This is a genomic window from Acuticoccus yangtzensis, assembly GCF_001927245.1.
In the GTDB taxonomy this organism is placed as follows: domain Bacteria; phylum Pseudomonadota; class Alphaproteobacteria; order Rhizobiales; family Amorphaceae; genus Acuticoccus; species Acuticoccus yangtzensis.
Genome location: NZ_MJUX01000006.1, coordinates 119597 through 145112 on the forward strand (window position 1 = coordinate 119597; position 25516 = coordinate 145112).

A 25516-nucleotide genomic window follows, 5' to 3' on the forward strand; every position below is an offset into this window, starting at 1 on the left:
GCCCCTGCGCAGACGGAACACGGCGCCGCCGCGCCGGTTCACCGGGATCGCAAGCGAGTGGACAGTTCCGCTCCGCCGCACGATAGTGAGCGCCCTTTCATCACCGCCAGCAGAGATTCGCGCTTGGACCAGCCGGACGAGAAAGACTGGTATCACGGCCTCTCCTTCCTCGCCCGCGGGGCGCGGGAGATGACGCGCCGCTATGCCGGGCGCTCGCCGGTCGTCGCCGCCAAGCCCGACCCGTCGCAGCGCGAGGAGATCACCGTGGAGCTGCCGGACGGACCCACCGTGGTGGAGCTTCGCCGGGCGACGCGGGCGCGGCGCATGACCTTGCGCGTGCCGCCGGGAGGAGCCGCGCCGATCGTCACCGTGCCGGTGCGCGCGCCGATCAGCAATGCCGAGCGTTTCGTGAAGGGGCAGGCGCCGTGGCTGGCCGCGCGCCTCGCCGAGCGCAGCCCGATCGTTCCGCTCGCGGTGGGCGAGGTCATCCCGCTCAGGGGCGAGGCGCACGAGATCCGCGCGACGGGCCGGGTGCGCGGTACCGTCGCCGCCGAGTCGACTGACGAGGGGCACATCCTGTGGGTGCCCGGCGCGCCGGAGCATATCGGCCGGCGCCTCGCGACCTGGCTGAAGGCCGAGGCGCGGGCGGACCTGGAGGCGGCGGTGGCGATCCACGCGGCCGTCGTAGGCAAGCGCCCGTCGATGCTGAAGGTGAAGGACACGCGCGCCCAGTGGGGCTCGTGCAGCCCGTCGGGGGTGCTGTCCTTCTCGTGGCGGCTGGTGCTGGCGCCGCCTCTGGTCCTCAACTATGTCGCCGCGCACGAGGTGGCGCACCTGATCGAGCTGAACCACTCTGCGGCCTTCTGGGCGCTGAACGCCAAGCTGGACCCGAACCACGAAGCCGCGCGCCTGTGGCTGAAGACGCACGGACGGATGCTGCACGCGATCGGCGGCGCCTGACCCGCGCGCCGCCTGCGGGCGGAGATCTTCACGCACAACGAAAAAAAGCGCCCGAGCTTCCCGCTCGGGCGCTTTTTCGTTGTTCGGGCCGCGTCGTGGGGCCGGCTTGCGGGATGCGGCCGGCGCAAGGCCGGCCGTGTCGCCCTTACTCGGCGGAGCGCGTCGGGTTGACGATCTCGACGTTGGCGGGCTCGGCCTCGTTGACCGTAACGGAACCGTCGTCAGCCGGCGCAGCCTCTTCGGCAGGCGCAGCTTCTTCAGCAGGCGCAGCCTCTTCAGCAGGCGCGGCCTCTTCAGCCGGCGCAGCCTCTTCGGCAGGCGCAGCCTCTTCGGCAGGCGCAGCCTCTTCGGCGGGCGCAGCCTCTTCGGCGGGCGCAGCCTCTTCGGCGGGCGCAGCCTCTTCGGCCGGCGCAGCCTCTTCGGCAGGCGCGGCCTCTTCAGCAGGCGCAGCCTCTTCAGCAGGCGCAGCCTCTTCGGCAGGCGCGGCCTCTTGGGCAGGCGCGGCCTCTTCGGCAGGCGCAGCCTCTTCGGCGGGCGCAGCCTCTTCGGCGGGCGCAGCCTCTTCGGCGGGCGCAGCCTCTTCGGCGGGCGCAGCCTCTTCGGCGGGCGCGGCCTCATCGGCGGGCGCGTCAGCCGCGGCCTCGCCTTCGGCGACAGCGTCGGCAGCCTCAGCCTCTTCCGCGGCAGGCGCCTCGGGGAACGGCGGCGCATCCGGCGAAACCGACTTCAGATAGGCGATCACGTTGGCGCGGTCTTCCGCGTTGCGGATACCGGCAAAGCTCATGATCGTGCCCGGAACGGCGTTGCGCGGGTTCTCCAGGAAGTGATCGAGCTTCTCGTAGGTCCAGGGCTCGCCACCATTGGAATATTCCTGCATCGCGCTGGAATAGGCGAACCCTTCGTGGCTGGCGATCGGACGGCCGGCCACGCCGTGCAGGTTCGGACCGATGCCGTTGGGGCCACCCTCGTCGAACGTGTGGCAGGCGCCGCACTGACGGGCACCGCGCGCCCCCGCATCGGGATCGGCACTCGCCAGCAGCACGCCGAGCGGAATGGCCGCCGCCTCCAGCGGACCGCCGCCCGGCTCTTCGATGGCGATCGCATAGCCCGGAGTCTCCGGCGCCTCTTCCTCGAAGATGATCTCGGACAAGACGCTGAGGCCCATGATGAACACCAGCGCGGCGAGCAGCGCGCCGACGAATTTGTTGAGTTCGAAAGAGTTCATTCCCGTTCCAGACCTTTGCTCGTTCGCCGTCCGCTCATCGTGTTCCCCCCTCGTCCGGATCTGCCGCATCTGCCGCTGACGCGGGTCACACCCGCATCAATGTGTAGAATCGGTCGAAGTCGCGTCAGCTATAGAGCGACCCGCACGCCGTATCAAATTGTTCAGTCACCCGCACGGGTTGCGCGGCACATTTCCATCCGGGAGAAGCCGTTTCATCAGTTAAGACCGTAATATATGCGGCAATACTGAACTGAGCCGCCGGTCTGTGCTCGCTCCGGCCGCAGGCGCCGCGCGCTTCGGTTGCATTTAACCCAAATCATAGTAACCGTTCCGCAACACTTCGCCGCCGTTGGTTGATTGAACCATCGTTGGATTCGCTCAAAGGTACCGCCACCTTCGTCGAATGCCAGACCCGGAAGGACCTTGCAATCGTGACCCCACCATCAACGCCGCTCGCCACATGGCGGTCGGCTGGCCGCTCTAGCAGCCGAACCTATCGCGGCGCCGTCTTCGCCGCGCCGGCCCCCTCCCGGACCTTGTCGCGATGACCGAGGCCGTCGTCTATCAGGGCGAGCCGGGCGCGAACTCGCACATCGCCGCGCGCGAGATGTTCCCCGACTTCGAGGCCGTGGCGATGCCCACCTTCGAGGACTGCTTCGCCGCCGTCGAAGGCGGGACCGCGCGCTATGCGATGATCCCGATCGAGAACTCGACCGCCGGGCGCGTAGCCGACATCCATTCGCTGCTGCCGGCTTCCAAGGTCCACTTCGTCGGTGAGCATTTTCTGCCGATCCGCCACCAGTTGATGGTTCTGCCGGGCGCGCCGCTGGAGAAGGTGACGCACGTTTTCAGCCACGTGCAGGCGCTCGGCCAGTGCCGCAAGACGCTGCGTGCGCTGGGGCTGACGCCGGTGGTGGCGGCCGATACGGCGGGCTCCGCGCGACAGATCGCCGCCGACGGTGACCCGACCGCGGGCGCCATCGCCTCCCGCCTCGCCGCCGAGATCTACGACCTCGACATCGTCAGGAGCGACATCGAGGACGAGGCGCACAACACGACGCGCTTCGTCGTCATGTCGGCGGAACCGGAGCCGGCGCCGAAGGGCGAAACGGTGATGACGTCGTTCCTGTTTCGCGTGCGAAACGTTCCGGCGGCGCTCTACAAGGCGCTCGGCGGCTTCGCGACCAACGGCGTGAACATGACCAAGCTGGAGAGCTACCAGACCGGCGGGCAGTTCTTCGTGTCGATGTTCTATGCCGACGTGGAGGGGCACCCTGAGGACGAGTCCGTGGCGCTCGCGCTGGAAGAGCTGCGCTTCTTTTCGGCGCAGGTGCGGATCCTGGGCACCTATCCCGCCTCGCCCTTCCGCGAGGCGATCCGCGAGCCGGCGGAAAACCGCCCGCTGCGCCCCAGCCCGGCGGTCTGACACCCGGCCCGTGAGGCGGCCCAGTGCGGGCCGCCTTGCGTCCGGCGCCTCAGCCGAGGATCGGCGCGCCGTGCGCCGCGTAGGCTTTGATGAGCTGGTGGGCGATCGAATATTCGCCGGGGATCGCGAAGGGCGGATTGCCCCCCTTGATCATCTCCGGCAGCTCGGCGCGGTCGAACCAGCGCACGTCCTCGAGCTCCAGGTCGCGCGGGTCGATCTCGAACGAGGTCGCCTCGGCGAAGCAGCCGATCATCAGGTTGGTCGGGAACGGCCAGGGCTGGCTGGCATAATACAGAACGCGCCCGGTCCTGATGCCGGCTTCCTCCCAGATCTCGCGCCGCACGGCGGCCTCGATCGTCTCGCCCGGCTCCATGAACCCGGCGAGGCTGGAATAAAAGGGCATCCCCGCGCGGCGGCCGAGGAGGCAGCGTTCTCCGTCGATGGCCACCATGATGACGACCGGGTCCGTGCGCGGGAAATGCTGGGCGCCGCAGGACGGGCAATCGCGCTTGTAGCCGGCCTGGCCGAGCGTGGTGCGGTTGCCGCAGCGGCCGCAGAACTGATGCGTGCGGTGCCAGCGCAGCAGCGCCGACGCCTGCGCGGCGGGGCCCATGAGGCCGAGCGGCAGGTCCTTGTCGATGGCGACGTTGCGCAGCGTCTTGGTGTCGATCAGCTCCGATTCGGGGATCGTCGCGCCGAACAGCGGCCCCTCATCGCCGACGCCGAGGAAGGTCGCGCTCTCCCAGTCGGCGCCGAGGCTTTCGGCGTCGGCGCGGGAGAAGAGTGCTCCGCCGCCGGTGTGCATCACCAGGAGGTCCCCGGCGAAGAGAAGCGCCTTGGCGGCACCGTCGCGGCGCAGCGAATGGATGAGGGCGGTGTCGTCGCGCCGCTCGCTCATCCGGTCGAGTGAATTGACGCCGAAGCACATGGCGGCTGAGACGTCTGTGGCAGGATAGCGCAGGGTCATAGAGGCTCGTTATACGAAGTGGCGAATGAAGGCGACGGGCAAAAGGCGGCGAGGCGCGGTGCGGGCTCAGCCGGGCCGAGCTGGGGCGTGCGGGCTGCCGAAGCGTCAGGACGGCGAGGGTGAGGCGGCGCGCGGGACGCTGGGTCGCGGCGCCTCGCGCGGGTCGCCCGGCCGGGACGGCGCGCCGCCTTCCGCCGACACGGCATCGGGCGGCACTGCCGGCGCGGCGAGGGCCCGCGGCGCGTCTGCGCGTTCCGAAGCGATCGGCGCGGAGGCCGACGAGGGCAGAGCGCGGGTCAAGGCGGTGAGGTCGATGGCGGGACCCGAGGGCGCCTCCGCGCCGTCCGGCAAGCGCCACGCGAAGGCGTCCAATGTTCCGGTGACGGGCGAAATCGGCTCCCACGCCTCGTAAACGACACCGTCGGCGATCCACGCCGGGTCGCGCGGCGCGCGCACGGCGCGGGCCAGCCACTCGCGCACGGCGCCTTCGCTGCCGTCCTCCAGCGCCTCGATCTCGGCGATCGCGATGCAGACGCGCTGTGACGGGCGACCGGAGAGGAAGGGACCGAGGGCGGCCCTGGCGCGGGCGAACTCCCATGCGGTGCTGGCGGCGGCGGCGAGGCCGAGCGCACTCTCCACATGGTCCGGGCGGAGGGCCGCCAGCGCCTCGGCGCGTTTCAGGCGGGCGGCGGCACCCTGAGCATCGCCGATGGCGAGGGCGGCGGCGAAGAGGTCCGGATGCGGCGCCGCGCGGTAGCAGGCCTCGACCACCGCGAGGGCGCGGCGGGGTGATTTGGGCGCCAACAACCGGGCCGCCAGCACCGCGGCGGGAACGAGGTCGCTCGCGAGACCGTGCGCGGCGATGGCGTGGCGGCGGGCCTCCTCCGGCGTCTCCGCCTCGGCGGCGAGGGCGGTGAGGAGGACGGCCTTGCGACGCTTCCAGCGGGGCCGGTCGACGAACTTGTAACGCAGCGCCTCGTCGTTGAGGCGGAGCGCCTCGGCGAAGCGGCGCTCCGCGGTGGCGGCATGGAAGGCGGCCGCGGCGGCCCAGGAGAGGCTCGGCTCGGCGGCGTTGGCGGCCCTGGCGTGGGCGCGCTCGGCCTCGGTGTCGCCCGCGCGGGCGGCTTCCAGGGTGAGCCCCCTCAGCCCGACGATCAACGTTTCGGGCGAGGCGGTCATGGCGCGGAAGCGGTCTTCGGCGGTGGCGCGGTCGCCCCGCATCTGCGCGGCCTGGGCCGCCAGGAGGGTGGCGAGCGGCGCGCCTGGGGCGGCTTTCTCGGCCTCCGCGGCGGCTCTAGTGGCGGCGGCGGTGTTGCCGGCGGCCACCGCGATGAGACCATCGCGCAAGGCGGCGAGGGTGCGGGCGCGGCGGCGTTCCTCCGCGCGGGCGGCCATGCGGCGGGGGGCGCCGAGGACGCCGCGCACCGCTTCGATGGCGAGGGTGAGGGCGAGGAAGGCCGCGGCGAAGAGGCCGAGCGCCTGACCGAGGGAGAGGACGGCCTCCGACTCGCCCCAGCGCAGGGTCACGCTGCCGGGGCGCTCGGTGATCCAGACCGCGGCGGCGGCGGTGACGCCGACGAGGGCGATGAAGGCGAGGAGACGCAGCACGGGTCAGCCGGCCGGATCGGACGGCTGCGGGCCGGCCCCGCGTGCCGCGGGCGCGAAGGCCGACGCGGGGGACGGGAGGATGGCGGCGAGCGCTTCCAGCATGGCCGGCTCGGTGGGGGCGGAGGCGACGCAGACGAGCCGTCCCGGCATCGCGGCGGCCACCTTGTCCGACATCGCGACGACGGCGGCCGAGTCCCACGGCGACGTTCCAGCGCCCTGTGCTGCGTCCCCACTGTCGGCCGCGCGCGTGACCTCCCCGGAGAAAACGTGCGCGGTGCGAGGTGAATAGATCAGCACCGCGTCGACGCGGGGGGCGGCGGGCAGGCGCTGCGGCGCCATGGCGTAGACGATGCGCCGGCTCGCCCGCTGCCCGCGCGCGACGAGGCGTTCGACGAGGTCGCCGGTGTGCTCGCGCCCCGCCATGTGGACGATGGGTTCGGGCGCGCCCGCAAGCCGGTCGAGCAGCACGTCGACGGTTCCCGCCGCATCGTCGACGCGGGTGAATCCGGCGCGGCGGGCCTCGGCGGCGGTGGCGCTGCCGACGGCGGCGACGGGGAGGCTGTGGAAGGCGGGGTGTGCGGCCAGGATCAAGGCGGCGGTGCGGCTGGTGAGGGCGAGCGTGCCGATGCCGTTCGCGCTGCCGGGCCCCTCCCCCGCCTCCGTGCCGTCCGCGGTGACCGGCACGACCTGCAGCAGCGGTGCGACGAGAGGTGTGTAGCCGAGGGCGGCGAGGCGGCGGGCGGTGCCGCTCGCCTGCGGCTCGGGCCGCGTCACCGCGACGACGGGCCGGTCTGTTCCGTGCCCATCCCTGTCGCGCGCGCCCCGCCCGGCCCTGCTTCGGCCCGCCGCGTCGCCTGCGCCATTCTCGCGGCCACCCGTGTCCCGGCCATCCGTTTCCCGGCTACCCGTGTCCAGGCGACCCGCGTCGCGGGTGCCCGTGGGATCTGCCCCGTCGCGAAGTGCGATGCCCGGACCTGCCCCATCGGGGTTTGCCGTGCAGCGACCGGGGCCGGGGGCGGTCCCACCCATCATGGTACCGCCCGCCGCATCAGATCAGCGGCTCGAAAAAGCGTTCGCCGACGCGGGCGCGCAGGCGGCGTCCGGCGTCGTAGCCGACGTCCGCGGCATCGGTGAGGGCGCCGCGCCCGGTGATCTCCTCGACCCGCTCACCGTCCGGCGAGGCGACGAGGCCGGTGATGTGGATGTCCTCGCCCTCGATGGTGGCGAGGCCCGCGATGGGGGTGCGGCACGACCCGTCGAGCGCGGCGAGGAAGCCGCGTTCGGCGCGGACCATGCGCTCGGTGGCGGCATCGTCGATCGTCTGGCAGGCGGCGATCAGGCGATCGTCGTCGCGGCGGATCTCGACCGCGATGGCCCCTTGGGCGCAGGCGGGAAGGAAGGTGTCGGTCGGCAGGATCTCCGTCGCCACCTCGGCGATGCCGAGGCGGTTGAGGCCGGCGAGCGCCAGGAGCGTCCCCTCGCACACGCCCTCTTCCAGCTTGCGCAGGCGGGTCTGCACGTTGCCGCGCAGGATGTCGCACCTGAGGTCCGGCCGGGCGCGCCGCACGAGGGCCTGGCGGCGCAGCGATGCGGTGCCGACGACGGCGCCGGGCGCAAGGTCGGCGAGGCGCTGGCCGGCGCGGCCGATGAAGGCGTCGCGCACGTCCTCACGCGGGAGGAAGGCGCCGAGGGTGAGCTCGGCGGGAAGGATGGTTTCGAGGTCCTTGGCGGAGTGGACGGCGCAGTCGATCCGCCCCTCCAGCATGGCCGCCTCGATTTCCTTGGTGAACAGGCCCTTGCCGCCGATCTCGGACAGCGGGCGGTCCAGAATCTTGTCGCCAGTGGTGGTGATGACGACTATCTCGGTCGTTTCGCCGGCCTTTTGGAGGGCGGCGGCGACCATGTCCGCCTGCGCCATGGCGAGGAGACTGCCGCGGGTGCCGATGCGGATGGGCGAAGAGGAGTGGGTCGTGGACATTGCCGCGCAGAATAGGGGAGCGGCCCCCGCTGAGGAAGCCCGTGTCCTCGGCATTGAGACAAGTTGTGACGAATGTGCCGTCGCGGTGGTTGAAGGCGGGCCGGGCGCGGCGCGGATCCTGTCCAACGTGGTGTTGAGCCAGATCGACCTGCACCAGGCGTTCGGCGGCGTGGTGCCGGAGATCGCCGCGCGGGCGCATGGCGAGACGATCGACACCGTGACGCGCGAGGCGCTGGCGGCGGCGGGGGTCGACCTTTCCTCCATCACCCACGTCGCGGCGACCGCGGGGCCGGGGCTGCTGGGCGGTCTTCTCGTCGGCGCCACCTTCGGCCGGGCGCTGGCGATGGCGGCGGGGAAACCCTTCGTGCCGGTCAACCATCTGGAGGCGCACGTCCTCTCGCCGCGCCTGTCGGACGGTGTGGCCTTCCCTTATTGCGTGGCGCTTCTGTCGGGCGGTCATGCGCAGTTCGTGGCGGCGCTGGGTCCGGGCGACTATCGCCGGCTGGGCGGGACGATCGACGATGCGGCGGGCGAGGCGTTCGACAAGACGGCGAAGCTTCTCGGCCTCGGCTATCCGGGCGGCCCGGCGGTGGAGGCGGCGGCGCGCGGCGGCGATGCGAAGCGGTTCGCCTTCCCGACACCGCTGGCGCGGCGCGAGGGATGCGACCTGTCGTTTGCGGGGCTGAAGACGGCGGTGCGGCTGGCGGCGGAGAAGACCGCGCCGCTGACCGACCAGGACATCGCCGACATCTGCGCCTCGTTCCAGGACGCGGTCGCGCGGCTGCTTCGGCTGAAGTCGGCGCGGGCTCTCGACGCGTTCGCGGCGGCGCACGGTGCCCCGTCGGCGCTGGTGGCGGTGGGCGGTGTCGCCGCGAACGGCGTGTTGCGGGCGGCGCTGGCGGATGTGGCTGCGGCGCACGGCGTCGATTTTGCGGCGCCGCCTTTGTCGCTGTGCGGCGACAACGGGGCGATGATCGCCTACACGGCGATCGACCGTCTGGCGGCGGGGATCGTCGACCCGCCGGGCCGTGTGCGGTCGCGCTGGCCGCTGGACGCGTCCGCCGCCACCGCCGCCCCGCTGCTGGGCGCCGGCAAGCGGGGCATCAAGGCCTGAGCCGCTGCCGCACGGGCATGGAGGGCCGCCGGGTCAGCGGGTCAGCGGGTGCGCGGCCGGATCAGCCCTTCCTGCGCGGTGGAGGCGACCAGCGTCCCGTCCCGGGTGAAGAAGAAACCGCGGGTGAAGCCACGGGCGCCGGATGAGGACGGCGAATCCATCGCGTAGAGCAGCCAGTCGTCGGCGCGGAAGGGGCGGTGGAACCACATCGCGTGGTCGAGGCTGGCGGAGATCACCTCCTTGGAGAACACCGACTGGCCGTGCGGGAAGAGGGACGTGTCGAGCAGCGTCATGTCGGACATGTAGGCGAGCGCGGCCTGGTGGATGAGCACGTCGTCGGGCAGATGATCCGTGGCGCGCATCCAGAGATATTGTCGCGGCGGCAGCTTGTCGTGGGTGAGGTAGTGGGTGTGCTCGGTCGGGCGCAGCTCCAAGGGGCGCGGCCGGGCGAAGTAGCGCTTGATCTCTTCCGGGGCGCGCTCGTCGATCAGGCGCTTCAGCTCGGCCTCGTCGGGCAGCTCCTCGGGGCCGGGGACGTCCGGCATCTCGAAGGCGTGCTGAAATCCGCCCTCCTCGACCTGATAGGAGGCCATCAGCGTGAAGATGGACTCGCCGTGCTGGATGGCGTTGACGAGGCGGGTGGTGAAGGACCGCCCGTCGCGCAGGCGCTGCACCTGATAGATGATCGGCACGGCGGGATCACCGGGGCGCATGAAGTAGCCGTGGAGCGAGTGGCAGAAGCGGCCGTCGACGGTGCGGTTGGCGGCGGCGAGGGACTGGCCGATGACCTGGCCGCCGAACACGCGCTGCCACCCGGCCTGAGGGCTGCGGCCTCGAAACAGGTTGTGCTCGAGCGGTTCGAGGTCGAGGAGAGTGATGAGTTCTTCGATCGCGGCGCGCATCGGATCCTGTCGCATAGAGTTGTTCGGCGGGCCGGAAGCTGTCACGAGGACGGCTCAGGCGCAACGCACCGGGCCGGACAAGCGGCGCGTTGCGGGCGCCAGAGGATCATCGCGGCCGCCGGGCCGCAGCGTACCCGCGCCGCCACGGCCGGGCCAGGAACGGGAGGGGGACGGATGGGACGCACGATCGCGATCGCGGGCGGTGGCATCGTCGGGCGGGTGCTGGCGGTGGCGCTGGCGAGCCAATCCCACCTCAACGTGCGGCTGATCGCCGGGCCGCATCCGGCCGCGGACGAGCGGGCGAGCGCATTGGCGGCCTCCGCACGGCGGATGCTGGCGCGACTCGGCGTGTGGCAGGCGGTGGCGGTCGAGGCCGAGCCGATGCGCGGCATGGTGATCACCGACAGCGCCGAGGGCGACCTCGTGCGGCCCGAGGTCCTGACCTTCGAGGGCGAGACCGATGGCCATCCCTTCGCCCACATGGTGCCGAACGAGACCCTGTTCCGGGCGCTGAAGGCCCGGTGCGCCGCGCTCGGCATCGAGGAGCACGCCGAGACGGTCACCTTCTATGACGAGGACGCGCAGGGCGTCGTCGTGGAGCTGTCCGGCGGCGGGCGCATCACCGCCGACGTGTTGATCGCCGCGGACGGGCGCCACTCGAAGGTCCGGCAGATCGCCGGGATCGGCGTGGTCGAGAAGGACTACGGCCAGTGCGGCATCGCCGGCACGGTGTCGCACGAATTGGAACACAACGGCATCGCGACGCAGCATTTCCTCCCCGCGGGGCCGTTCGCGATGCTGCCGCTGACGGGGCGGCGCTCGTCGATCGTGTGGACCGAGCGGCCGGAGTTCGCGGCGGATATCGCGCGCATGGACCCGATGCTGGCGGGCTTCGAGGTCGAGCGGGTCTTCGGCCTGTCCCTGGGGCGCATCACGGTCGAGAAGCCGTTGCAGGTCTATCCGCTGCGGTCCAGCGTGGCGCGGGACTTCGCGGCCGGGCGCGTGGCGCTGGCGGGCGATGCCGGCCATGTGATCCACCCGCTCGCGGGGCAGGGGCTCAATCTCGGCCTCAGGGATGCGGCGGTGCTCGCCGAATGTCTGATCGAGGCGGCGCGGATCGGCGAGGATCCGGCGGCGGGCCTACCGCGCTACGTCAAGCGGCGGCGGGCGGACACGGTGCAGATGGCGCTGGTCACCGACGGGCTCAATGCCCTATTCTCCAAACGGTCGAGCCTGCTCCGCGCGGCACGTTCCGTTGCGCTCGGGCTGGTGGAGGAGCGGGACAAGCTGAAATCGCTCTTCATGCGCGAGGCCGCGGGCCTGGAAGGCGAGCTGCCGCGCCTGATGCGGGGCGAGGCGATCTGACCGGGCCGGCGCTGCCGCGGCCCGCAGCCGTCGCCGCCGCCCGGCCGCCCCTTCTCTGACATTTCGATTCGAGCGGAAAGGCTCTCATGCCCACCATCGTCACATTCATCACTGTCGTCGCCGCCCTGTCGGTGGCCATGGTCCTTTTGATGGGGCTGTGGAACCTTGTGCGCGGCGGCTCTCCGAACCGGTCGCAGGCGCTGATGCGTATGCGCGTCCTGCTGCAACTCGTCACCATCGTGATCGCCATGCTGGCGCTCTACTTCACGACCGGATGAACCCACTATGGTTACGCTGAACAAGATCTATACCCGCACCGGCGACGACGGATCGACCGGCCTCGGCTCGGGCGAGCGGCGGTCGAAATATGATCTGCGGGTGGCCGCCTACGGCACCGTCGACGAGACCAACGCGGTGATCGGCTGTGCCCGCGCGGTGTGCGAAGACAAGGCCCTGTCGGACATGCTGATGCGGGTGCAGAACGATCTCTTCGACCTCGGCGCCGACCTCGCGACGCCGGAAGGGACCGACCTTCCTTACGATCCGCTGAGGATCGACACATCGCAGGTGACGCGGCTGGAGCGGGAGATCGACCTTCTGAACGCCCGCCTGACGCCGCTGAAGTCGTTCGTGCTGCCCGGCGGCAGTCCTTTGGCGGCGCAGCTTCACCTCGCCCGCACGGTGGCCCGGCGGGCCGAGAGGCTGATGGTGGAGCTTGCCGCGGCGGAGACCGTCGGCAGCCCGGCGCTGCGTTATATCAATCGCCTATCGGACCTATTGTTCGTCGCCGCACGCATCGCCAACAACGACGGAAAAGCCGAAGTTTTGTGGGTTCCGGGGCAGAGCCGGACCGCTTAACCGTCTGTTTGACTTCAGCGAGTGGCGGGACTAGCGTCCGCCCCCTCAATCCAAAGCAAGAAAGGCGAGCGGAGGCGATGAAGGTTCTGGTCCCCGTCAAACGGGTCGTCGACTACAACGTCAAGATCCGAGTGAAGCCCGATGGCTCCGGGGTCGATCTGGCCAACGTGAAGATGAGCATGAACCCCTTCGACGAGATTGCCGTCGAAGAGGCGCTTCGTCTGAAGGAAGCCGGCACCGCGACCGAGGTCGTGGCGGTCTCCATCGGCCCGGCCAAAGCGCAGGAAACGTTGCGCACCGCGCTCGCCATGGGTGCCGATCGCGCCATCCTGGTCCAGACCGACGACACCGTCGAGCCGCTCGACGTCGCCAAGATCCTGAAGGGTGTGGCCGAGGCGGAGACGCCGGGCCTCATCATCCTTGGCAAGCAGGCGATCGACGACGACTGCAACCAGACCGGCCAGATGCTGGCGGCGCTCCTCGGCTGGGCCCAGGGCACCTTCGCGTCCAAGGTCGAAGTGGCGGGCGAAGCCGTGAAGGTCACGCGCGAGATCGACGGCGGTCTGCAGACGATCGAGCTGAAGGCCCCGGCCATCATCACCACGGACCTGCGCCTCAACGAGCCGCGTTATGCGTCTCTTCCCAACATCATGAAGGCGAAGAAGAAGCCGCTCGACACCAAGGCGCCGGCCGATTTCGGCGTCGAGGTGAAGACGCGCCTGGTGGTGGAGAAGACCGAGCCGCCGGCCGAGCGTCAGGCGGGCGTGAAGGTCGGCTCCGTGGCCGAGCTGGTCGACAAGCTGAAGAACGAGGCCGGGGTCATCTGACCCCGACGAGGAGAAGAACACGACCATGACGACGCTCCTGATCGCCGAAACCTCCGGCGGCAAGCTCGAAGACTCCGCGAAGAAGGCCCTGACCGCCGCCGTGGCGCTCGGTGCGCCGGTCGACATCCTCGTCGTCGGCAAGGACGCTGCGGGCGCAGCGGACGAGGCGGCCAAGCTCGCCGGTGTCTCCACCGTCCTCACCGCCGCGGACGAACCTTATGCGCACGGCCTGGCCGAGCCCGTGGCCGCCCTCGTGGTGGCGCTGGCCTCCGGCTACGACGCCCTCGTCGCCTCCTCGACGACGTTCGGCAAGAACGTGATGCCGCGCGTCGCCGCCCTCCTCGACGTGATGCAGATCTCCGACGTGATGGAGGTCGTCTCCGCCGACACCTTCAAGCGCCCGATCTATGCCGGCAACGCCATTCAGACGGTGAAGTCGACAGACTCGAAGAAGGTCATGACGATCCGCACCGCGTCCTTCCAGGCGGCGGAGGAAGGCGGCTCGGCCACGGTGAAGGCCGCCGACGCTGTCGCCGATCCCGGCCTCTCGACCTTCGTGGGCGAGGAGGTCGCCGCCTCCGACCGTCCCGAGCTGACCTCCGCCAAGCGCATCGTCTCCGGCGGCCGCGCTCTGGGGTCGGACGAGAAGTTCCGCGAAGTGATCGAGCCCTTGGCCGATGCGCTGGGGGCCGCGATCGGCGCCTCGCGCGCGGCGGTCGATGCGGGTTATGCTCCGAACGACTGGCAGGTCGGCCAGACCGGCAAGGTGGTCGCCCCCGAGCTCTACGTCGCCTGCGGCATTTCAGGTGCCATTCAGCATCTGGCGGGCATGAAGGACTCGAAGGTGATCGTCGCCATCAACAAGGACGAGGAGGCTCCCATTTTCCAGGTTGCTGACTATGGCCTTGTGGGCGATCTTTTCACGATCGTGCCGGAACTGAAGGCCGAACTCGAGAAGAAAGCTTGACCACGAGCCGCCGCGATCGACCAATGTCCGGCGCCCGCCGTCTTGACGTGCCGGGCAAGTCCGGTTTCATCGACGACAAGTACCGGCGATCAGCGGCGGCGTTCATGGACGAAGTGAGAAGCATCGGCGTCATCGGCGCCGGTCAGATGGGCAACGGTATCGCGCACGTCGCGGCCCTCGCGGGCTACGACGTGTATTTGCACGACATGGCCCGCGAGCGGATCCAGTCCGGCCTCGCCACGATTACCGGCAACATGGCCCGTCAGGTCTCCTCCGGCCGGATCGAGGATGCCGACCGCAAGGCCGCGATCCACAAGATCCACGCCTCCGAAAATCTCGACGAGCTGGCGGACGTCGACCTCGTCATCGAGGCGGTGACCGAGAACGAGCAGATGAAGCGCAAGATCTATGCGCAGGTCTGCCCGCTCTTGAAGCCCGAAGCGGTGCTCGCCACCAACACCTCGTCGATCTCCATCACCCGCCTCGCCGCCGCGACGGACCGGCCGGAGAGGTTCATCGGCATCCATTTCATGAACCCCGTCCCGGTGATGGAGTTCGTGGAGCTGGTGCGCGGCATCGCGACGGCGGACGAGACCTTCAAGCTCGCCGCCGGCTTCGTGTCGCGTCTCGGCAAGGTGTCGGCGACGGCGGAGGATTTTCCCGCCTTCATCGTCAACCGCATCCTGCTGCCGATGATCAACGAGGCGATCTATACGCTGTACGAGGGCGTCGGGTCGGTGGAGGCGATCGACACCGGGATGAGGCTCGGCGCCAACCACAAGATGGGGCCGCTGCAGCTCGCCGACTTCATCGGCCTCGATACGTGCCTTTCCATCATGCAGGTGCTGCACGACGGTCTGGCGGACTCTAAATACCGGCCCTGCCCGCTGCTGGTGAAATATGTCGAAGCGGGGTGGCTCGGGCGCAAAGCCGGGCGCGGCTTCTACGATTATCGGGGCGAGACCCCGGTTCCGACCCGCTGAGCCATGGGCACGGCACGCGCCTTCCGCGATGCCGCGCCGCCTGATCTTCCGCCGCGCCGCCGTCCGGGCGCTTTCCCGTCGCGCCGCCTCGCCTCCCGTCTTTGCGCCGCCAGCGTCGCCCTCTTCATCCTGACCGGGGACGACAGCACGGCCGACGCCGCCGCACCCGCATGCTGGGGTGAGGACGAGGTCGTCGCGATCGCCGGTCCGGCCGACCCCCTCTCGCTGCGCCTTGCCGACGGGCGCACCGTCCGCCTGGCCGACATCCGCCTCGCCGGCCCGCCCGAGGAGGCCATGGCGACCCTCGCCGCAACGGCGGGCAAGGCGGCGATCTTCCGCCCCGTCCGTGCGGCGGATCCGCGCGATCGCTACGGCAGGCTGCAGGGTGACGTTGTTGTCAAAGACACAACCGGCGGACTTCGTGATCGGTTGATCGGAACCGGCCTTGCGCTCGTCGATCCGACTGTTATGTCCGTAGCGTGCCTGGATGAGTCATTTGCCGCCGAGCGGCGCGCTGAACAAACTGCGAAAGGAGTATGGTCAGGGCGCAGTCCGGCAGTGTCGGCCAAGGCGTCGGAATTGCTCGATCATGTGGGCGAGAGCGTGCTGGTCGAGGGCACGGTGTTGACCATCGGGCAGTCAACAAAAACGATCTATTTGAACTTCGGAGCGGAATGGCGGACCGACTTTACCGCCATGATCGACCGGGACGGGCAGTCGAAGTGGGCCGAGGCACCGGCAACGCTCGAGGGCGCGCGGGTGCGAATAAGGGGTGTGTTGGAAGCGTGGAACGGCGGCTTGATCAAGGTCGAGCATCCCGCGCAAATCGAGCGGCTGGACGCGTTCGCGCGACTGCGCTGACGCTCGCCCTCGTTCTGGGGCTCGCCGCGTGCGGTGGCGGCTCGATCAGCGAAAACTCCTTGATGACCGGCGGGGCGCCTGCCGTCTCGCAAACCCCGGCGCCGCGACAGGTCGCACGCCCGTCGACGCCCCGAAGCGCCGAGCATCTGAAGCTCATCGGCGCCTATGGCGGGCTCTATCGCAACGAGGTGATCGAGGCGATGGTGGGCGATATCGTCGCCCAGCTCGTCACCGCAGGCGGGCTGACCGACCGCTCCGTGCGCGTCACCATCCTCAACTCGCCCGCCATCAACGCCTTCGCGCTGCCGACAGGTGACGTCTACGTCACCCGCGGCTTGATCGCCCTGGCGACGGACGAGAGCGAGCTTGCCGCCGTCATCGCCCACGAGATCGCCCACGTGACCGCCGACCATGCGCGGGCGCGGGCGCGTCAGGCGGAGGCCGCGGCGCTGGCCCGGCGCGTCAGCGAAGTGGTGATCGACCCCGCCGTGGCGCAGGACACGCGCGAGACCGCCGACCTCAGCCTCGCCACCTTCAGCCAGCAGCAGGAGCTGGAGGCGGACAAGCTGGGGGTCGAGACGCTGGCGAAGGCGGGGTTCGACCCGTTCGCCGCCGCGCGCTTCCTGAAGTCCATGGCCGATTTCGCCGCCCTCCCCTCGCTGAACTCGGCCACCGAGCAGAAGCCGGGCTTCCTGTCCTCCCACCCGTCCACCCCGGCGCGGGTGGAGCACGCCAAGCGCGTGGCGCGGCAGTTCGGCGCGCCAGGCATCGGCCAGCGTCAGCGCACCAAATATCTGCGCGCGCTGAACGGCATCCTTTATGGCGACGATCCCAGCGAAGGGTTCGTGCGCGGGCGCGAGTTCGCCCATGTGGATCTCGGCATCGCCTTCACGGTGCCCGAGGGTTACGTGTTGAAGAACACCTCCCAGGCGGTGCTGGCGACGGACGGGGAGCATACGGCGATCCGCTTCGACGCGCTGGGCCTGCCGGAGAACGAGTCGCTGATCTCCTACCTCAAGTCCGGCTGGATCAAGGGCCTGGTGGAGGATTCTGTGCGCCTCGACACCGTGAACGGCCTGCCAGGCGCGACCGCTTCGGCGCTGGTGGAAGGCTGGTCCTTCCGCATCGGCGTGGTGCGCGACAAGAACCGGATTTTCCGATTCATCTTCGCGTCGTCGAAGGCGGCGTCGGCCTATGAAGGGGCGTTTCGGCGGACGCTGTCCTCGTTCCGCCTGCTCAGCCCATCGCAGCGTGCGGCGATGCGCCCGCTGCGGGTCCGCATCGTTCCCGTCCGCCCGAACGAGAGCGAGACGAGCCTTGCCGAGCGCATGAGCGGTGTCGAGCCGGCGATGAAGCTGCCGCTGTTCCGCGTGCTCAACGGGCTCGACGAGCATCAGTTGACCGCGGGCGACCTCGCCAAGATCATCACGGAATAAGCGCAAGGCGCTGGCGTGGATCACCGGGCCGCAACGGCGGCCCTGAATGCCCGGCGCACGGGCCGCGAGGCGGCCCGGCGTGTTCGGTTCGCGGGCCGCGAAGGCGGCCCGGCGCTCAGCCGCGGTCGGCGAGGATCCTGAGGCGCAGCGCGTTGAGGCGGATGAAGCCGGCGGCGTCCTTCTGGTCGTAGGCTCCCGCATCGTCCTCGAAGGTGACGATCTTTTCCTGGTACAGCGAGCGCGGCGAGGAGCGGCCGGTCACGATCACGTTGCCCTTGTAGAGGGTCAGCGTGACGCGCCCTTCGACGTCGGCCTGGGACTGGTCGATGGCCGCCTGCAGCATCACCCGCTCCGGCGAGAACCAGAAACCGTTATAGATGAGCTCCGCATAGCGCGGCATCAGCTCGTCCTTCAGGTGAGCGGCGCCGCGGTCCAAGGTCAGGCTCTCCATCGCGCGGTGCGCGGCATGGTAGATGGTGCCGCCGGGGGTCTCGTAGACGCCGCGCGACTTCATGCCGACGAAGCGGTTTTCCACCAGGTCGAGCCGGCCGATGCCGTTGTCGTGGCCGAGCTTGTTGAGCGCGGTCAGCAGCGTGGCCGGGCTCATCGCCTCGCCGTTCAGCGCCACACCGTCACCGGCCTTGAAGTCGATGGCGATCTCGGTGGGGACGTCCGGCGCGTCCATCGGGCTGATGGTGCGCTGGTAGACGATGTTCGGCGGAGCCACCGCCGGGTCTTCCAGGATCTTGCCCTCGGAGGAGGAGTGCAGAAGGTTGGCGTCGACCGAGAAGGGCGCCTCGCCCTCCTTGTCCTTCGTCACCGGGATCTGGTTGAGGCGCGCGAACTCGATGAGGTCGGTGCGGGACTTGAACTCCCAGTCGCGCCAGGGGGCGATGATCTTGATCTTCGGGTCGAGCGCCGCGTAGCCGAGCTCGAAGCGGACCTGATCGTTGCCCTTGCCGGTCGCGCCGTGGCAGACGGCGTCGGCCCCGGTCTCATGCGCGATCTCGATCTGCCGCTTGGCGATCAGCGGGCGGGCGATGGAGGTCCCCAGCAGGTAGACGCCTTCATAGAGCGCGTTGGCGCGCATCATCGGGAAGACGTAGTCCTTTACGAAGGTCTCGCGCAGATCCTCCACGTAGATCTCGCGGCAGCCCATCATCTCGGCCTTCTTGCGGGCGGGTTCCAGCTCCTCGCCCTGGCCGAGATCGGCGGTGAAGGTCACCACTTCGGCGCCATAGGTGGTCTGAAGCCACTTCAGGATGATGGAGGTGTCGAGGCCGCCTGAATAGGCGAGGACGATCTTTTTGAAGTCTGACATGCGGGGTCTGATCGGTTCGTCGGTGCGCGGGGGGTCGCGCACGGAGCGGGCCGGTGTGCGCGGGATGGCGGCGGTGTGCCACGGCGGGACGGGCGATGGCAAGCGGCGCCGGCGGCGGGCGGCATTGACGCGGCGGGCCGTGCGCGCTCAATAGAATTAGAATGATTTGAAGGTAGCGCCATGTTCTCGAGACTCACCGGCCGCCGCCGCTTCTCCGATCTGACCGAGCAGGAGATCCTCGCCCTCGCGATCGGCTCGGAGGAGGAGGACGCGCGGATCTATCGTTGGTATGCGCAGACGCTGCGGGCGGAGTTTCCCGCCAGCGCCGATGCGTTCGAGGAGATGGCGGCGGAGGAGGACGGGCACAGGGCCCGGCTCATCGACCTTCACAAGAAGCGCTTCGGCGACGTCATTCCGCCGCTGCGGCGCGAGCACGTGTCCGGCTACTATCACCGGCGCCCGGTGTGGATGATGGAGCATCTCGGCATCGACCGGATCCGCGCGGAGGCGGCGCGGATGGAGGACGAGGCGCGTGACTTCTATCTCAGCGCCGCCAAACGCACCCAGGACGCGGACACGCGCAAGCTGCTGGGCGACCTCGCCGCGGCGGAGGACGGCCACGCGAAGGCCTGGGACGACATCGAGGGCCGTCACCTGACCGAGGACGCGCGGTCGGAGGAGGACGCGGCGGCCCACAGGCGCTTCGTCTTGACCTATGTGCAGCCGGGCCTGGCGGGGCTGATGGACGGGTCGGTGTCGACCCTGGCGCCGATCTTCGCCGCGGCCTTCGCGACGGGTGACACGGGGGCGACCTTCCTGGTCGGCCTCGCCGCGTCGGTGGGTGCGGGCATTTCGATGGGCTTCACCGAGGCCGCGTCGGACGACGGCGTCATCTCAGGGCGCGGCTCGCCGGTGGTGCGCGGCATCGTGACCGGCGTGATGACAACGCTGGGCGGCCTCGGCCACGCCCTCCCCTATCTCATCCCGCATTTCTGGACGGCGACGGTGACGGCCTTCGTTCTCGTGTTCATCGAGCTGTGGGCGATCGCGTGGATCCAGAACCGCTATATGGAAACGCCGTTCTGGCGCGCGGCGATGCAGGTGGTGATGGGCGGCGCGCTGGTGCTGGCGGCGGGCATCCTGATCGGCCAGGCGTAGCGCCCTCTTCGCGGGTTTGACGGCAAGCGGCCGGACGCCGGCGCGGCGGGGATCGTCTTTCCTTCCCCCGTCAGCGCGGGAGGGGCGGCATGCAGGTCGGCGGCAAGGTCATCATCATCACGGGGGCGTCGAGCGGGATCGGCGCGGCGACGGCGCGCATGGCCGCGCGGGGCGGGGCCAGGCTGGTGCTCAGCGCCCGGCGGGGCGAGCGGATCGCGGCGCTGGCCGCGGCGATCGCGGCGGACGGCGGAGAGGCGGCCGCCCAGGCCGGCGACGTGACGGACGAGGCCACCCACGAGGCGCTGGTCGCCCTGGCGCACGAGCGGTTCGGCGGGCTGGACGCGGCCTTCAACAACGCCGGCACCATGGGCGCGCCTGGCCCACTTCCCGCGATGCGCCGGGACGAGTGGGACGCGGTGATCGCCGCCAACCTCACCGCAGCGGCGCTGGCGGCCAAGCACCAGATCCCGGCGCTGGCGGCGCGGGGCGGCGGGTCGATCGTCTTCACCTCGTCCTTCGTCGGCCACACCATCGGGCTGCCGGGCATGGCGGCCTATGCGGCGTCGAAGGCCGGGCTGGTGGGGCTGACGCAGGTGCTGGCGGTGGAGCATGCCGCGGCGGGGATCCGCGTCAACGCGCTCATGCCGGGCGGAACGAAGACCGAGATGATGTCCGATCCCGAAGCGCAGGCGTGGGCGGCCGGCCTGCACCCCGGCAAGCGGCTCGCCGAGGCACAGGAGATCGCCGCCGCGGCGCTTTTCCTGCTCGGCGGCGAGGCGAGCTTCGTCACCGGGACGGCGATGCTGGCCGACGGCGGCAACTCGATCTTCAAGCCGTGAGCGGGTGCCTCAGCGGCGCTGCAGGACGAACCTGGCGAGCGAGTTCTTGCGGCGGGTGAAGGCGAGGCGGCTATAGCGCAGATAGTCGAGGAAGAACTGGTACTTCTCGGTGCCCCACTCGGCCTCGATCAGCGCCTTCTGGGCCTTCAGGTTCTTCAGCCACACGTCGAGCGTCATCGCATAATGGCGCGGGTCGTTTTCGAGATAGACGAGGCGGAACGTGGGCGCGGAGGCCTCCACCACCTCCTCGATGTAGGGGATCGAGGATTCCGGGAACACCGTTTCGGGGAGCGAGGTGTTGGAGTGCTCGAAGTCGACCGCCTCCCAGACGATGGTCTGCAGCGAGAAGCGCGCATTCGGGGTCAGGGCCGCGGCCATCACCTCGAAGAAGCGGGCGTAGGTGGCGATCTTCTCGGCGCGGGTCTGGCCGGGCTTGGCGAAGTGCTCGAAGGCGCCGATGGAGATGGCGGCGGTATAGGGCTCATCGGTGGTGAAGGTGTAGGCGTCTTCCAGGCGCGCCTCGACATTGTCCCAGCCCTGGGCGGCGATGTGGGTGAGCTGGTCGTTCGACAAGGTGAGGCCGAGGGCATGGGCCGCGCCGCGCTGGGAGGCCCCGCGCAAGGTGGCACCCCAGCCGCAGCCGATGTCGATGAGGCGGGTGCCTTCGGTGACCTGCGCCGCGTCGAGGTGGAAGGCGAGCTTGGCGTCCTGTGCGGCGGCGAGGTCGTCCGCCAGCGGCGCGCCGGTGATCGGATCGAACCAGCGGCCGGACGAATAGGTCAGCGACGGGTCGAGCCACAGGGAGAAAAAGCGGGTGTCGTTGTCGTAGTGGTGCTGGATCGCTTCGGTCTGGCTCATGGAGCCGGCCGGGCGGTCCTTCAGCTTGAGCTCGAAATGCTTAGCAGAGGAGTCGGTCTTGGCCGTCATCGTCATCGCCTCTCGCTCTCACGCCCGTTAAGATGGGACTGAACTGGGTGCGTCTTTGCACCTTATTGAACATGCGCCGCAAGCAGGAGTGAGGCCGGGCCGATGAAATTGATCGAAACGATCGAGGAGCTGGAGGGGCACTATGGTGCGGTCTCCACGCCGGCGCGCAACAAGGTGCTGCCGCGCATCACGCCGCTCTACCGCGCCTATATCGAGGCCTCGCCCTTCTGCGCGCTGGCGAGCGTGGGGCCGGAGGGGCTCGACTGCTCGCCGCGCGGCGACGACGGCCCCGTGGTCGACATCGTCAGCGACACGCGGCTCGCCCTGCCGGACCGGATGGGCAACAACCGCATCGACACGCTGCGCAACATCCTGCGGGACCCGCGCGTGTCGCTGATGTTCCTCATCCCCGGCTCGGGCACGGTGATGCGGGTGAACGGGCGCGCCTCGCTGACGGCGGACCCTGCGGTGCTGGAGCGTTACGTCGTCAAGAAGAAGCCGCCGCGCACGGTCATGTTCGTCGACGTGGACGAGGTCTATTTCCAGTGCGCGAAGTCGGTGGTGCGCTCCAAGCTGTGGAGCGGCGGCCATGTGGATGTCGCCACGCTGCCGACGGTGGGCGAGATGATCGAGGCGGTCGCCGAAGAGTTCAACGCGGCCGAGTATGACGAGGCATGGCCGGCGCGGGCGCAAGAGACGCTGTGGTGACGAAGAAAGGGCCGCTCGGTGGAGCGGCCCTTTCGGTCTCGCGAGGCTGACCCGGCGGGCGGATCAGACGGGCCCGATCAGACAGGCTGTGAGTAGATCGGCCACATCGGGCGGCGGCTATTGGCCTTCATCATGCCGCGGATGGAGCGCCAGATGGTCCACACGGCGAGGAAGAACAGGATCGGGAAGCCGATGAGGATCCAGGTCAGAAGGCCGCCGACGAAGCCCAGGATGAGCGTCACCCAGAAGGTGGTGATGGCCGCATCATAATGGGTGCGCAAACCGGGATCGGAGCGACCCCGGTTGATGTAAGCGAAGACCACGCCGATGAACGGCGTGATCGGCACGAAGAATCCCACCAGGAACGACGACCAAACGAGCATCGCGTTGAAGGGCGATGCGCCGAAAAGGTCATCGGTGGCCTGGTCCAGGGACGACGTTTGTCTGGGCGAAGTCTTGTAGGTTTCCATAGAGTGCGAGATGGTGTCTCGGGCTCTCCCTGGCAAGACCGGAGCGCCGGAACGGGCCGCGAACAGACGGCAGGGCAGCCCCGCGTCAGCGCGGCGGGGCGAGGTCTGTGAAGGGCGTAAAGTCAAGTCCTTGTTCGCTTGGGCGCCGCTCCCCATAATCGGCGCCATGGACTTCTCGGGCAAAGATTACGACCGCATACGCGCATCGCGCCGGAAAGCGTCCGGCCGCGGGGGATCGCGTGATGGCGGCGGTGCGGCGGACGCCACCGTCATCGGGCGGGAGTGCGCCGTGAAGGGCTGCAAATCGGAGGCCACGTACAGGGCGCCGAAGGGGCGCGGCAAGGAAGGGCAGTTCTTCTGGTTCTGCCTGGACCATGTGCGCGAGTACAACAAAAGCTACAATTATTTCAACGGCATGTCCGACGATGACGTGCTGGCCTACCAGCGCGATGCGATCACCGGGCACCGTCCCACCTCGCCGATCGGCGTGCGCGGGCGCCAGGCGCGCGCGGCCCGCAACGCCTGGACGGGGATGGTGGACGACACCTTCGGCCTGTTCGGCGGCCAGGACCCTCATCCGGCGCCGGAGGCGGAGACGCGCCGCATCTCGGCCGCGGACCGGCACGCGTTCGAGATTTTGGGGCTGGAGCCGGGGGCCTCGAAGGAGGCGATCAAATCCCGCTACAAAACGCTTGTAAAGCGTCACCATCCTGACGCAAACCAGGGGGATCGCAGTTCAGAGGACCGGCTGCGCAGCATTATCAATGCCTACAACATGCTGAGGCGTGCGGGGTATTGCTGATCGAGGCGGGTCCCCTCTAGACTTTCGTGTACAGTTCGCGTTCCCGCGCGGACACCCCCCGCGAGGATGACTATGTCAGAGACGCCCGCTGCGGCGACCAGAACGCCGGACATGACCGTGTCCGCGGCACAGACCTTCGGGATCGACAGCGAGATGGAGGTTCCGGCGTTCTCGGAGCGCACGGAACATGTGCCCGACGTCGACCCGTCTTACGTGTTCGACCCGCCGACGACGAAAGCGATCCTGGCCGGCTTCAAGCACAATCGCCGCGTGATGATCGCCGGCTATCACGGCACCGGCAAGTCGACCCACATCGAGCAGGTGGCCGCGCGCCTCAACTGGCCGCTGATCCGCGTCAACCTCGACAGCCACATCAGCCGTATCGACCTCGTCGGCAAGGACGCCATCGTGGTGCGCGACGGCGCCCAGGTGACCGAGTTCCGCGACGGCATCCTGCCCTGGGCGCTGCAGACCAACACCGCCCTGGTGTTCGACGAATACGACGCCGGCCGCCCGGACGTGATGTTCGTGATCCAGCGCGTGCTGGAAGTCGCCGGACGCCTGACGCTGCTCGACCAGAACCGCGTGATCCGCCCGCACCCGGCCTTCCGCCTGTTCGCGACCGCCAACACGATCGGCCTCGGCGACACGTCCGGCCTCTATCACGGCACGCAGCAGATCAACCAGGGTCAGATGGACCGCTGGTCGATCGTCACCACGCTGAACTATCTGCCCCATGACGTGGAGTGCGGGATCGTTCTGGCGAAGAGCCCGCACTACCAGAACAAGGACGGTCAAAGCACCGTCTCGAAGATGGTGCGCGTGGCGGACATGACGCGCAACGCGTTCATGAACGGCGACCTGTCGACGGTGATGAGCCCGCGCACGGTGATCACCTGGGCGGAGAATTCCGAGATCTTCGGCGACGTCGGCTTCGCGTTCCAGGTGTCGTTCCTGAACAAGTGCGACGAGACCGAGCGCGGCATCGTCGCCGAGTTCTACCAGCGGTGCTTCGGCAAGGAGCTGCCGGCGAGCCACAACGTCGTCATGAACTGAGCGCGGGTGCCCGCTCCGGCGGGCCGCGCCCCCGAAAACGGAGACGGGAGCGGGGCATGATCGAGCAGGCGACCCTCCTCACCTATGTTGCGATCGTCGCCGGGTTCGCCGTGATGCCCGGCCCGGCGACCCTTCTCACGATGGCGCGGGCGAGCACGTCCGGCCCTCGTGTCGGCATCGCGACGGCGGTGGGGATCGCCGGGGGTGACCTGACCCACACGCTGATGGCTGTCGTCGGCATTTCCGCCGTGATCGCGGCGTCGGCGACGTTGTTCACGATGCTCAAGCTTCTCGGCGCGGCGTATCTCGTCCTGCTCGGCATCCGCGCGCTCTTCAGCCGTCCGGCGGAGACCGAACCGGCCGCGCCCATACGGCTGACGGCCGGAGCCGCCATGCGCCAGGCGATGCTGGCCGAGGTGCTGAACCCGAAGACGGCAATGTTCTTCCTCGCCTTCATGCCGCAGTTCGTCGACCCGGCAGGTGGTTCGCCGGCGCTTCAGCTCACCATTCTGGGTGTCCTCTTCGTCGCCATCGGCCTGTGCGCCACCATCGGCGCGGCGTTGATGGCGGGGTGGATCGGCAGCGTCCTGCGGCGCAGTTCGCGCGTCGCACGCTGGCAGCGGCGCATCGTCGGATCGGTCTATTGCGGGCTCGGCATCCGCCTTGCCTTGGCCGAACGCTGAGCCGCGAAAATTTGCCCCCGTCGCCGCTCTTTCAGTTGCAGCGCGGCGGCTTAGCTTGAAAGATGGGCGTGAGTG

The 25516-nt window shown here is 69.4% G+C and carries 26 protein-coding genes; 17 read left to right on the top strand and 9 right to left on the bottom strand.

All coding sequences use genetic code 11. From position 1 onward, the window contains the following. The first annotated feature begins 123 nt into the window (after positions 1–123). Positions 124–960, top strand: coding sequence for a M48 family metallopeptidase (locus BIX52_RS15335; protein WP_205647768.1), 837 nt, complete (start codon positions 124–126; stop codon positions 958–960). 145 nt (positions 961–1105) lie between these two features. On the opposite strand, the gene BIX52_RS15340 is transcribed toward BIX52_RS15335, so the two are convergent. Further along, complete coding sequence (locus tag BIX52_RS15340) at positions 1106–2185, bottom strand: c-type cytochrome (protein WP_075221968.1); 1080 nt, start codon at positions 2183–2185, stop codon at positions 1106–1108. Between the two features lie 544 nt (positions 2186–2729). Between BIX52_RS15340 and BIX52_RS15345 the strand changes: the two genes are divergently transcribed. After that, a complete protein-coding gene (locus BIX52_RS15345; protein ID WP_075221969.1) occupies positions 2730–3611 on the top strand; it encodes a prephenate dehydratase in 882 nt (293 codons plus the stop codon). A 49-nt stretch (positions 3612–3660) separates the two neighbouring features. Here the strand turns inward: BIX52_RS15345 and nudC are convergent, their stop codons facing one another. The 4 genes from nudC to hemC all read right to left on the bottom strand — a co-directional run bounded on the left by nudC (position 3661) and on the right by hemC (position 8164). Next, positions 3661–4578 (bottom strand): NAD(+) diphosphatase, encoded by a 918-nt coding sequence (gene nudC, locus BIX52_RS15350; protein WP_075221970.1) that lies wholly within the window; start codon positions 4576–4578, stop codon positions 3661–3663. Positions 4579–4683: 105 nt separating this feature from the next. Beyond that, the gene (locus BIX52_RS15355) at positions 4684–6186 is read right to left on the bottom strand and encodes a heme biosynthesis HemY N-terminal domain-containing protein (RefSeq protein ID WP_075221971.1); all 1503 of its coding nucleotides are present in this window, start codon (positions 6184–6186) and stop codon (positions 4684–4686) included. Between the two features lie 3 nt (positions 6187–6189). Beyond that, positions 6190–6960 carry a uroporphyrinogen-III synthase gene (locus BIX52_RS15360; protein ID WP_075221972.1) on the bottom strand — a complete coding sequence of 257 codons (771 nt, stop codon included), beginning with the start codon at positions 6958–6960 and terminating at the stop codon, positions 6190–6192. A gap of 274 nt (positions 6961–7234) precedes the next feature. Continuing rightward, complete coding sequence (gene hemC / locus BIX52_RS15365; protein WP_075221973.1) at positions 7235–8164, bottom strand: hydroxymethylbilane synthase; 930 nt, start codon at positions 8162–8164, stop codon at positions 7235–7237. On the opposite strand from hemC, the gene tsaD reads away from it, so the two are divergent. Further along, on the top strand, positions 8157–9278 hold the full coding sequence (tsaD, locus tag BIX52_RS15370; RefSeq protein WP_245803210.1) for a tRNA (adenosine(37)-N6)-threonylcarbamoyltransferase complex transferase subunit TsaD: 1122 nt from the start codon (positions 8157–8159) through the stop codon (positions 9276–9278). The genes hemC and tsaD overlap by 8 nt on opposite strands. Before the next feature lie 41 nt (positions 9279–9319). Here tsaD and tesB read toward each other — a convergent pair whose 3' ends face one another. Beyond that, positions 9320–10180, bottom strand: coding sequence for an acyl-CoA thioesterase II (tesB, locus tag BIX52_RS15375; protein WP_075221974.1), 861 nt, complete (start codon positions 10178–10180; stop codon positions 9320–9322). Between the two features lie 174 nt (positions 10181–10354). Between tesB and BIX52_RS15380 the strand changes: the two genes are divergently transcribed. The 8 genes from BIX52_RS15380 (at position 10355) to BIX52_RS15415 (ending at position 17477) form a co-directional block, all read left to right on the top strand. After that, positions 10355–11545, top strand: a complete 1191-nt coding sequence (locus tag BIX52_RS15380) for an FAD-dependent monooxygenase (RefSeq protein ID WP_075221975.1) — start codon at positions 10355–10357, stop codon at positions 11543–11545. An 86-nt stretch (positions 11546–11631) separates the two neighbouring features. After that, positions 11632–11823: a twin transmembrane helix small protein gene (locus BIX52_RS15385; protein ID WP_075221976.1), complete on the top strand. Its 192-nt coding sequence runs from the start codon at positions 11632–11634 to the stop codon at positions 11821–11823. A 7-nt stretch (positions 11824–11830) separates the two neighbouring features. Beyond that, positions 11831–12403 carry a cob(I)yrinic acid a,c-diamide adenosyltransferase gene (locus BIX52_RS15390; protein WP_075221977.1) on the top strand — a complete coding sequence of 191 codons (573 nt, stop codon included), beginning with the start codon at positions 11831–11833 and terminating at the stop codon, positions 12401–12403. Positions 12404–12480: 77 nt separating this feature from the next. Then, entirely contained in the window at positions 12481–13230 is a 750-nt protein-coding gene (locus tag BIX52_RS15395; RefSeq protein WP_075221978.1) for an electron transfer flavoprotein subunit beta/FixA family protein, read from the top strand. A 25-nt stretch (positions 13231–13255) separates the two neighbouring features. Further along, the gene (locus tag BIX52_RS15400) at positions 13256–14197 is read left to right on the top strand and encodes an electron transfer flavoprotein subunit alpha/FixB family protein (RefSeq protein ID WP_075221979.1); all 942 of its coding nucleotides are present in this window, start codon (positions 13256–13258) and stop codon (positions 14195–14197) included. 104 nt (positions 14198–14301) lie between these two features. Continuing rightward, positions 14302–15180: a 3-hydroxybutyryl-CoA dehydrogenase gene (locus tag BIX52_RS15405; protein ID WP_075222117.1), complete on the top strand. Its 879-nt coding sequence runs from the start codon at positions 14302–14304 to the stop codon at positions 15178–15180. Between the two features lie 3 nt (positions 15181–15183). Next, complete coding sequence (locus BIX52_RS23695; protein ID WP_075221980.1) at positions 15184–16041, top strand: thermonuclease family protein; 858 nt, start codon at positions 15184–15186, stop codon at positions 16039–16041. 62 nt (positions 16042–16103) lie between these two features. Next, on the top strand, positions 16104–17477 hold the full coding sequence (locus BIX52_RS15415; RefSeq protein WP_083551126.1) for a M48 family metalloprotease: 1374 nt from the start codon (positions 16104–16106) through the stop codon (positions 17475–17477). Positions 17478–17592: 115 nt separating this feature from the next. Here BIX52_RS15415 and BIX52_RS15420 read toward each other — a convergent pair whose 3' ends face one another. Beyond that, on the bottom strand, positions 17593–18798 hold the full coding sequence (locus BIX52_RS15420) for an argininosuccinate synthase (RefSeq protein ID WP_075221981.1): 1206 nt from the start codon (positions 18796–18798) through the stop codon (positions 17593–17595). Positions 18799–18978: 180 nt separating this feature from the next. Here BIX52_RS15420 and mbfA point away from each other — a divergent pair, with 180 nt between their 5' ends. Then, entirely contained in the window at positions 18979–19956 is a 978-nt protein-coding gene (mbfA, locus tag BIX52_RS15425; RefSeq protein ID WP_075221982.1) for an iron exporter MbfA, read from the top strand. 89 nt (positions 19957–20045) lie between these two features. Beyond that, on the top strand, positions 20046–20795 hold the full coding sequence (locus BIX52_RS15430; protein WP_075221983.1) for an SDR family oxidoreductase: 750 nt from the start codon (positions 20046–20048) through the stop codon (positions 20793–20795). 9 nt (positions 20796–20804) lie between these two features. Here BIX52_RS15430 and BIX52_RS15435 read toward each other — a convergent pair whose 3' ends face one another. Continuing rightward, a complete protein-coding gene (locus BIX52_RS15435) occupies positions 20805–21728 on the bottom strand; it encodes a class I SAM-dependent methyltransferase (RefSeq protein ID WP_075221984.1) in 924 nt (307 codons plus the stop codon). 96 nt (positions 21729–21824) lie between these two features. Here BIX52_RS15435 and BIX52_RS15440 point away from each other — a divergent pair, with 96 nt between their 5' ends. Beyond that, positions 21825–22430 (top strand): pyridoxamine 5'-phosphate oxidase family protein, encoded by a 606-nt coding sequence (locus tag BIX52_RS15440; protein WP_075221985.1) that lies wholly within the window; start codon positions 21825–21827, stop codon positions 22428–22430. A gap of 77 nt (positions 22431–22507) precedes the next feature. Here BIX52_RS15440 and BIX52_RS15445 read toward each other — a convergent pair whose 3' ends face one another. Further along, positions 22508–22813: a DUF4870 family protein gene (locus BIX52_RS15445; RefSeq protein ID WP_075222119.1), complete on the bottom strand. Its 306-nt coding sequence runs from the start codon at positions 22811–22813 to the stop codon at positions 22508–22510. A 253-nt stretch (positions 22814–23066) separates the two neighbouring features. Here BIX52_RS15445 and BIX52_RS15450 point away from each other — a divergent pair, with 253 nt between their 5' ends. The 3 genes from BIX52_RS15450 (at position 23067) to BIX52_RS15460 (ending at position 25441) form a co-directional block, all read left to right on the top strand. Beyond that, positions 23067–23702 (top strand): J domain-containing protein, encoded by a 636-nt coding sequence (locus BIX52_RS15450; protein ID WP_075221986.1) that lies wholly within the window; start codon positions 23067–23069, stop codon positions 23700–23702. A 72-nt stretch (positions 23703–23774) separates the two neighbouring features. Beyond that, positions 23775–24758, top strand: a complete 984-nt coding sequence (cobS, locus tag BIX52_RS15455) for a cobaltochelatase subunit CobS (protein ID WP_205647766.1) — start codon at positions 23775–23777, stop codon at positions 24756–24758. 56 nt (positions 24759–24814) lie between these two features. Continuing rightward, positions 24815–25441, top strand: coding sequence for a LysE family translocator (locus tag BIX52_RS15460; protein ID WP_075221988.1), 627 nt, complete (start codon positions 24815–24817; stop codon positions 25439–25441). Positions 25442–25516 lie beyond the last annotated feature (75 nt).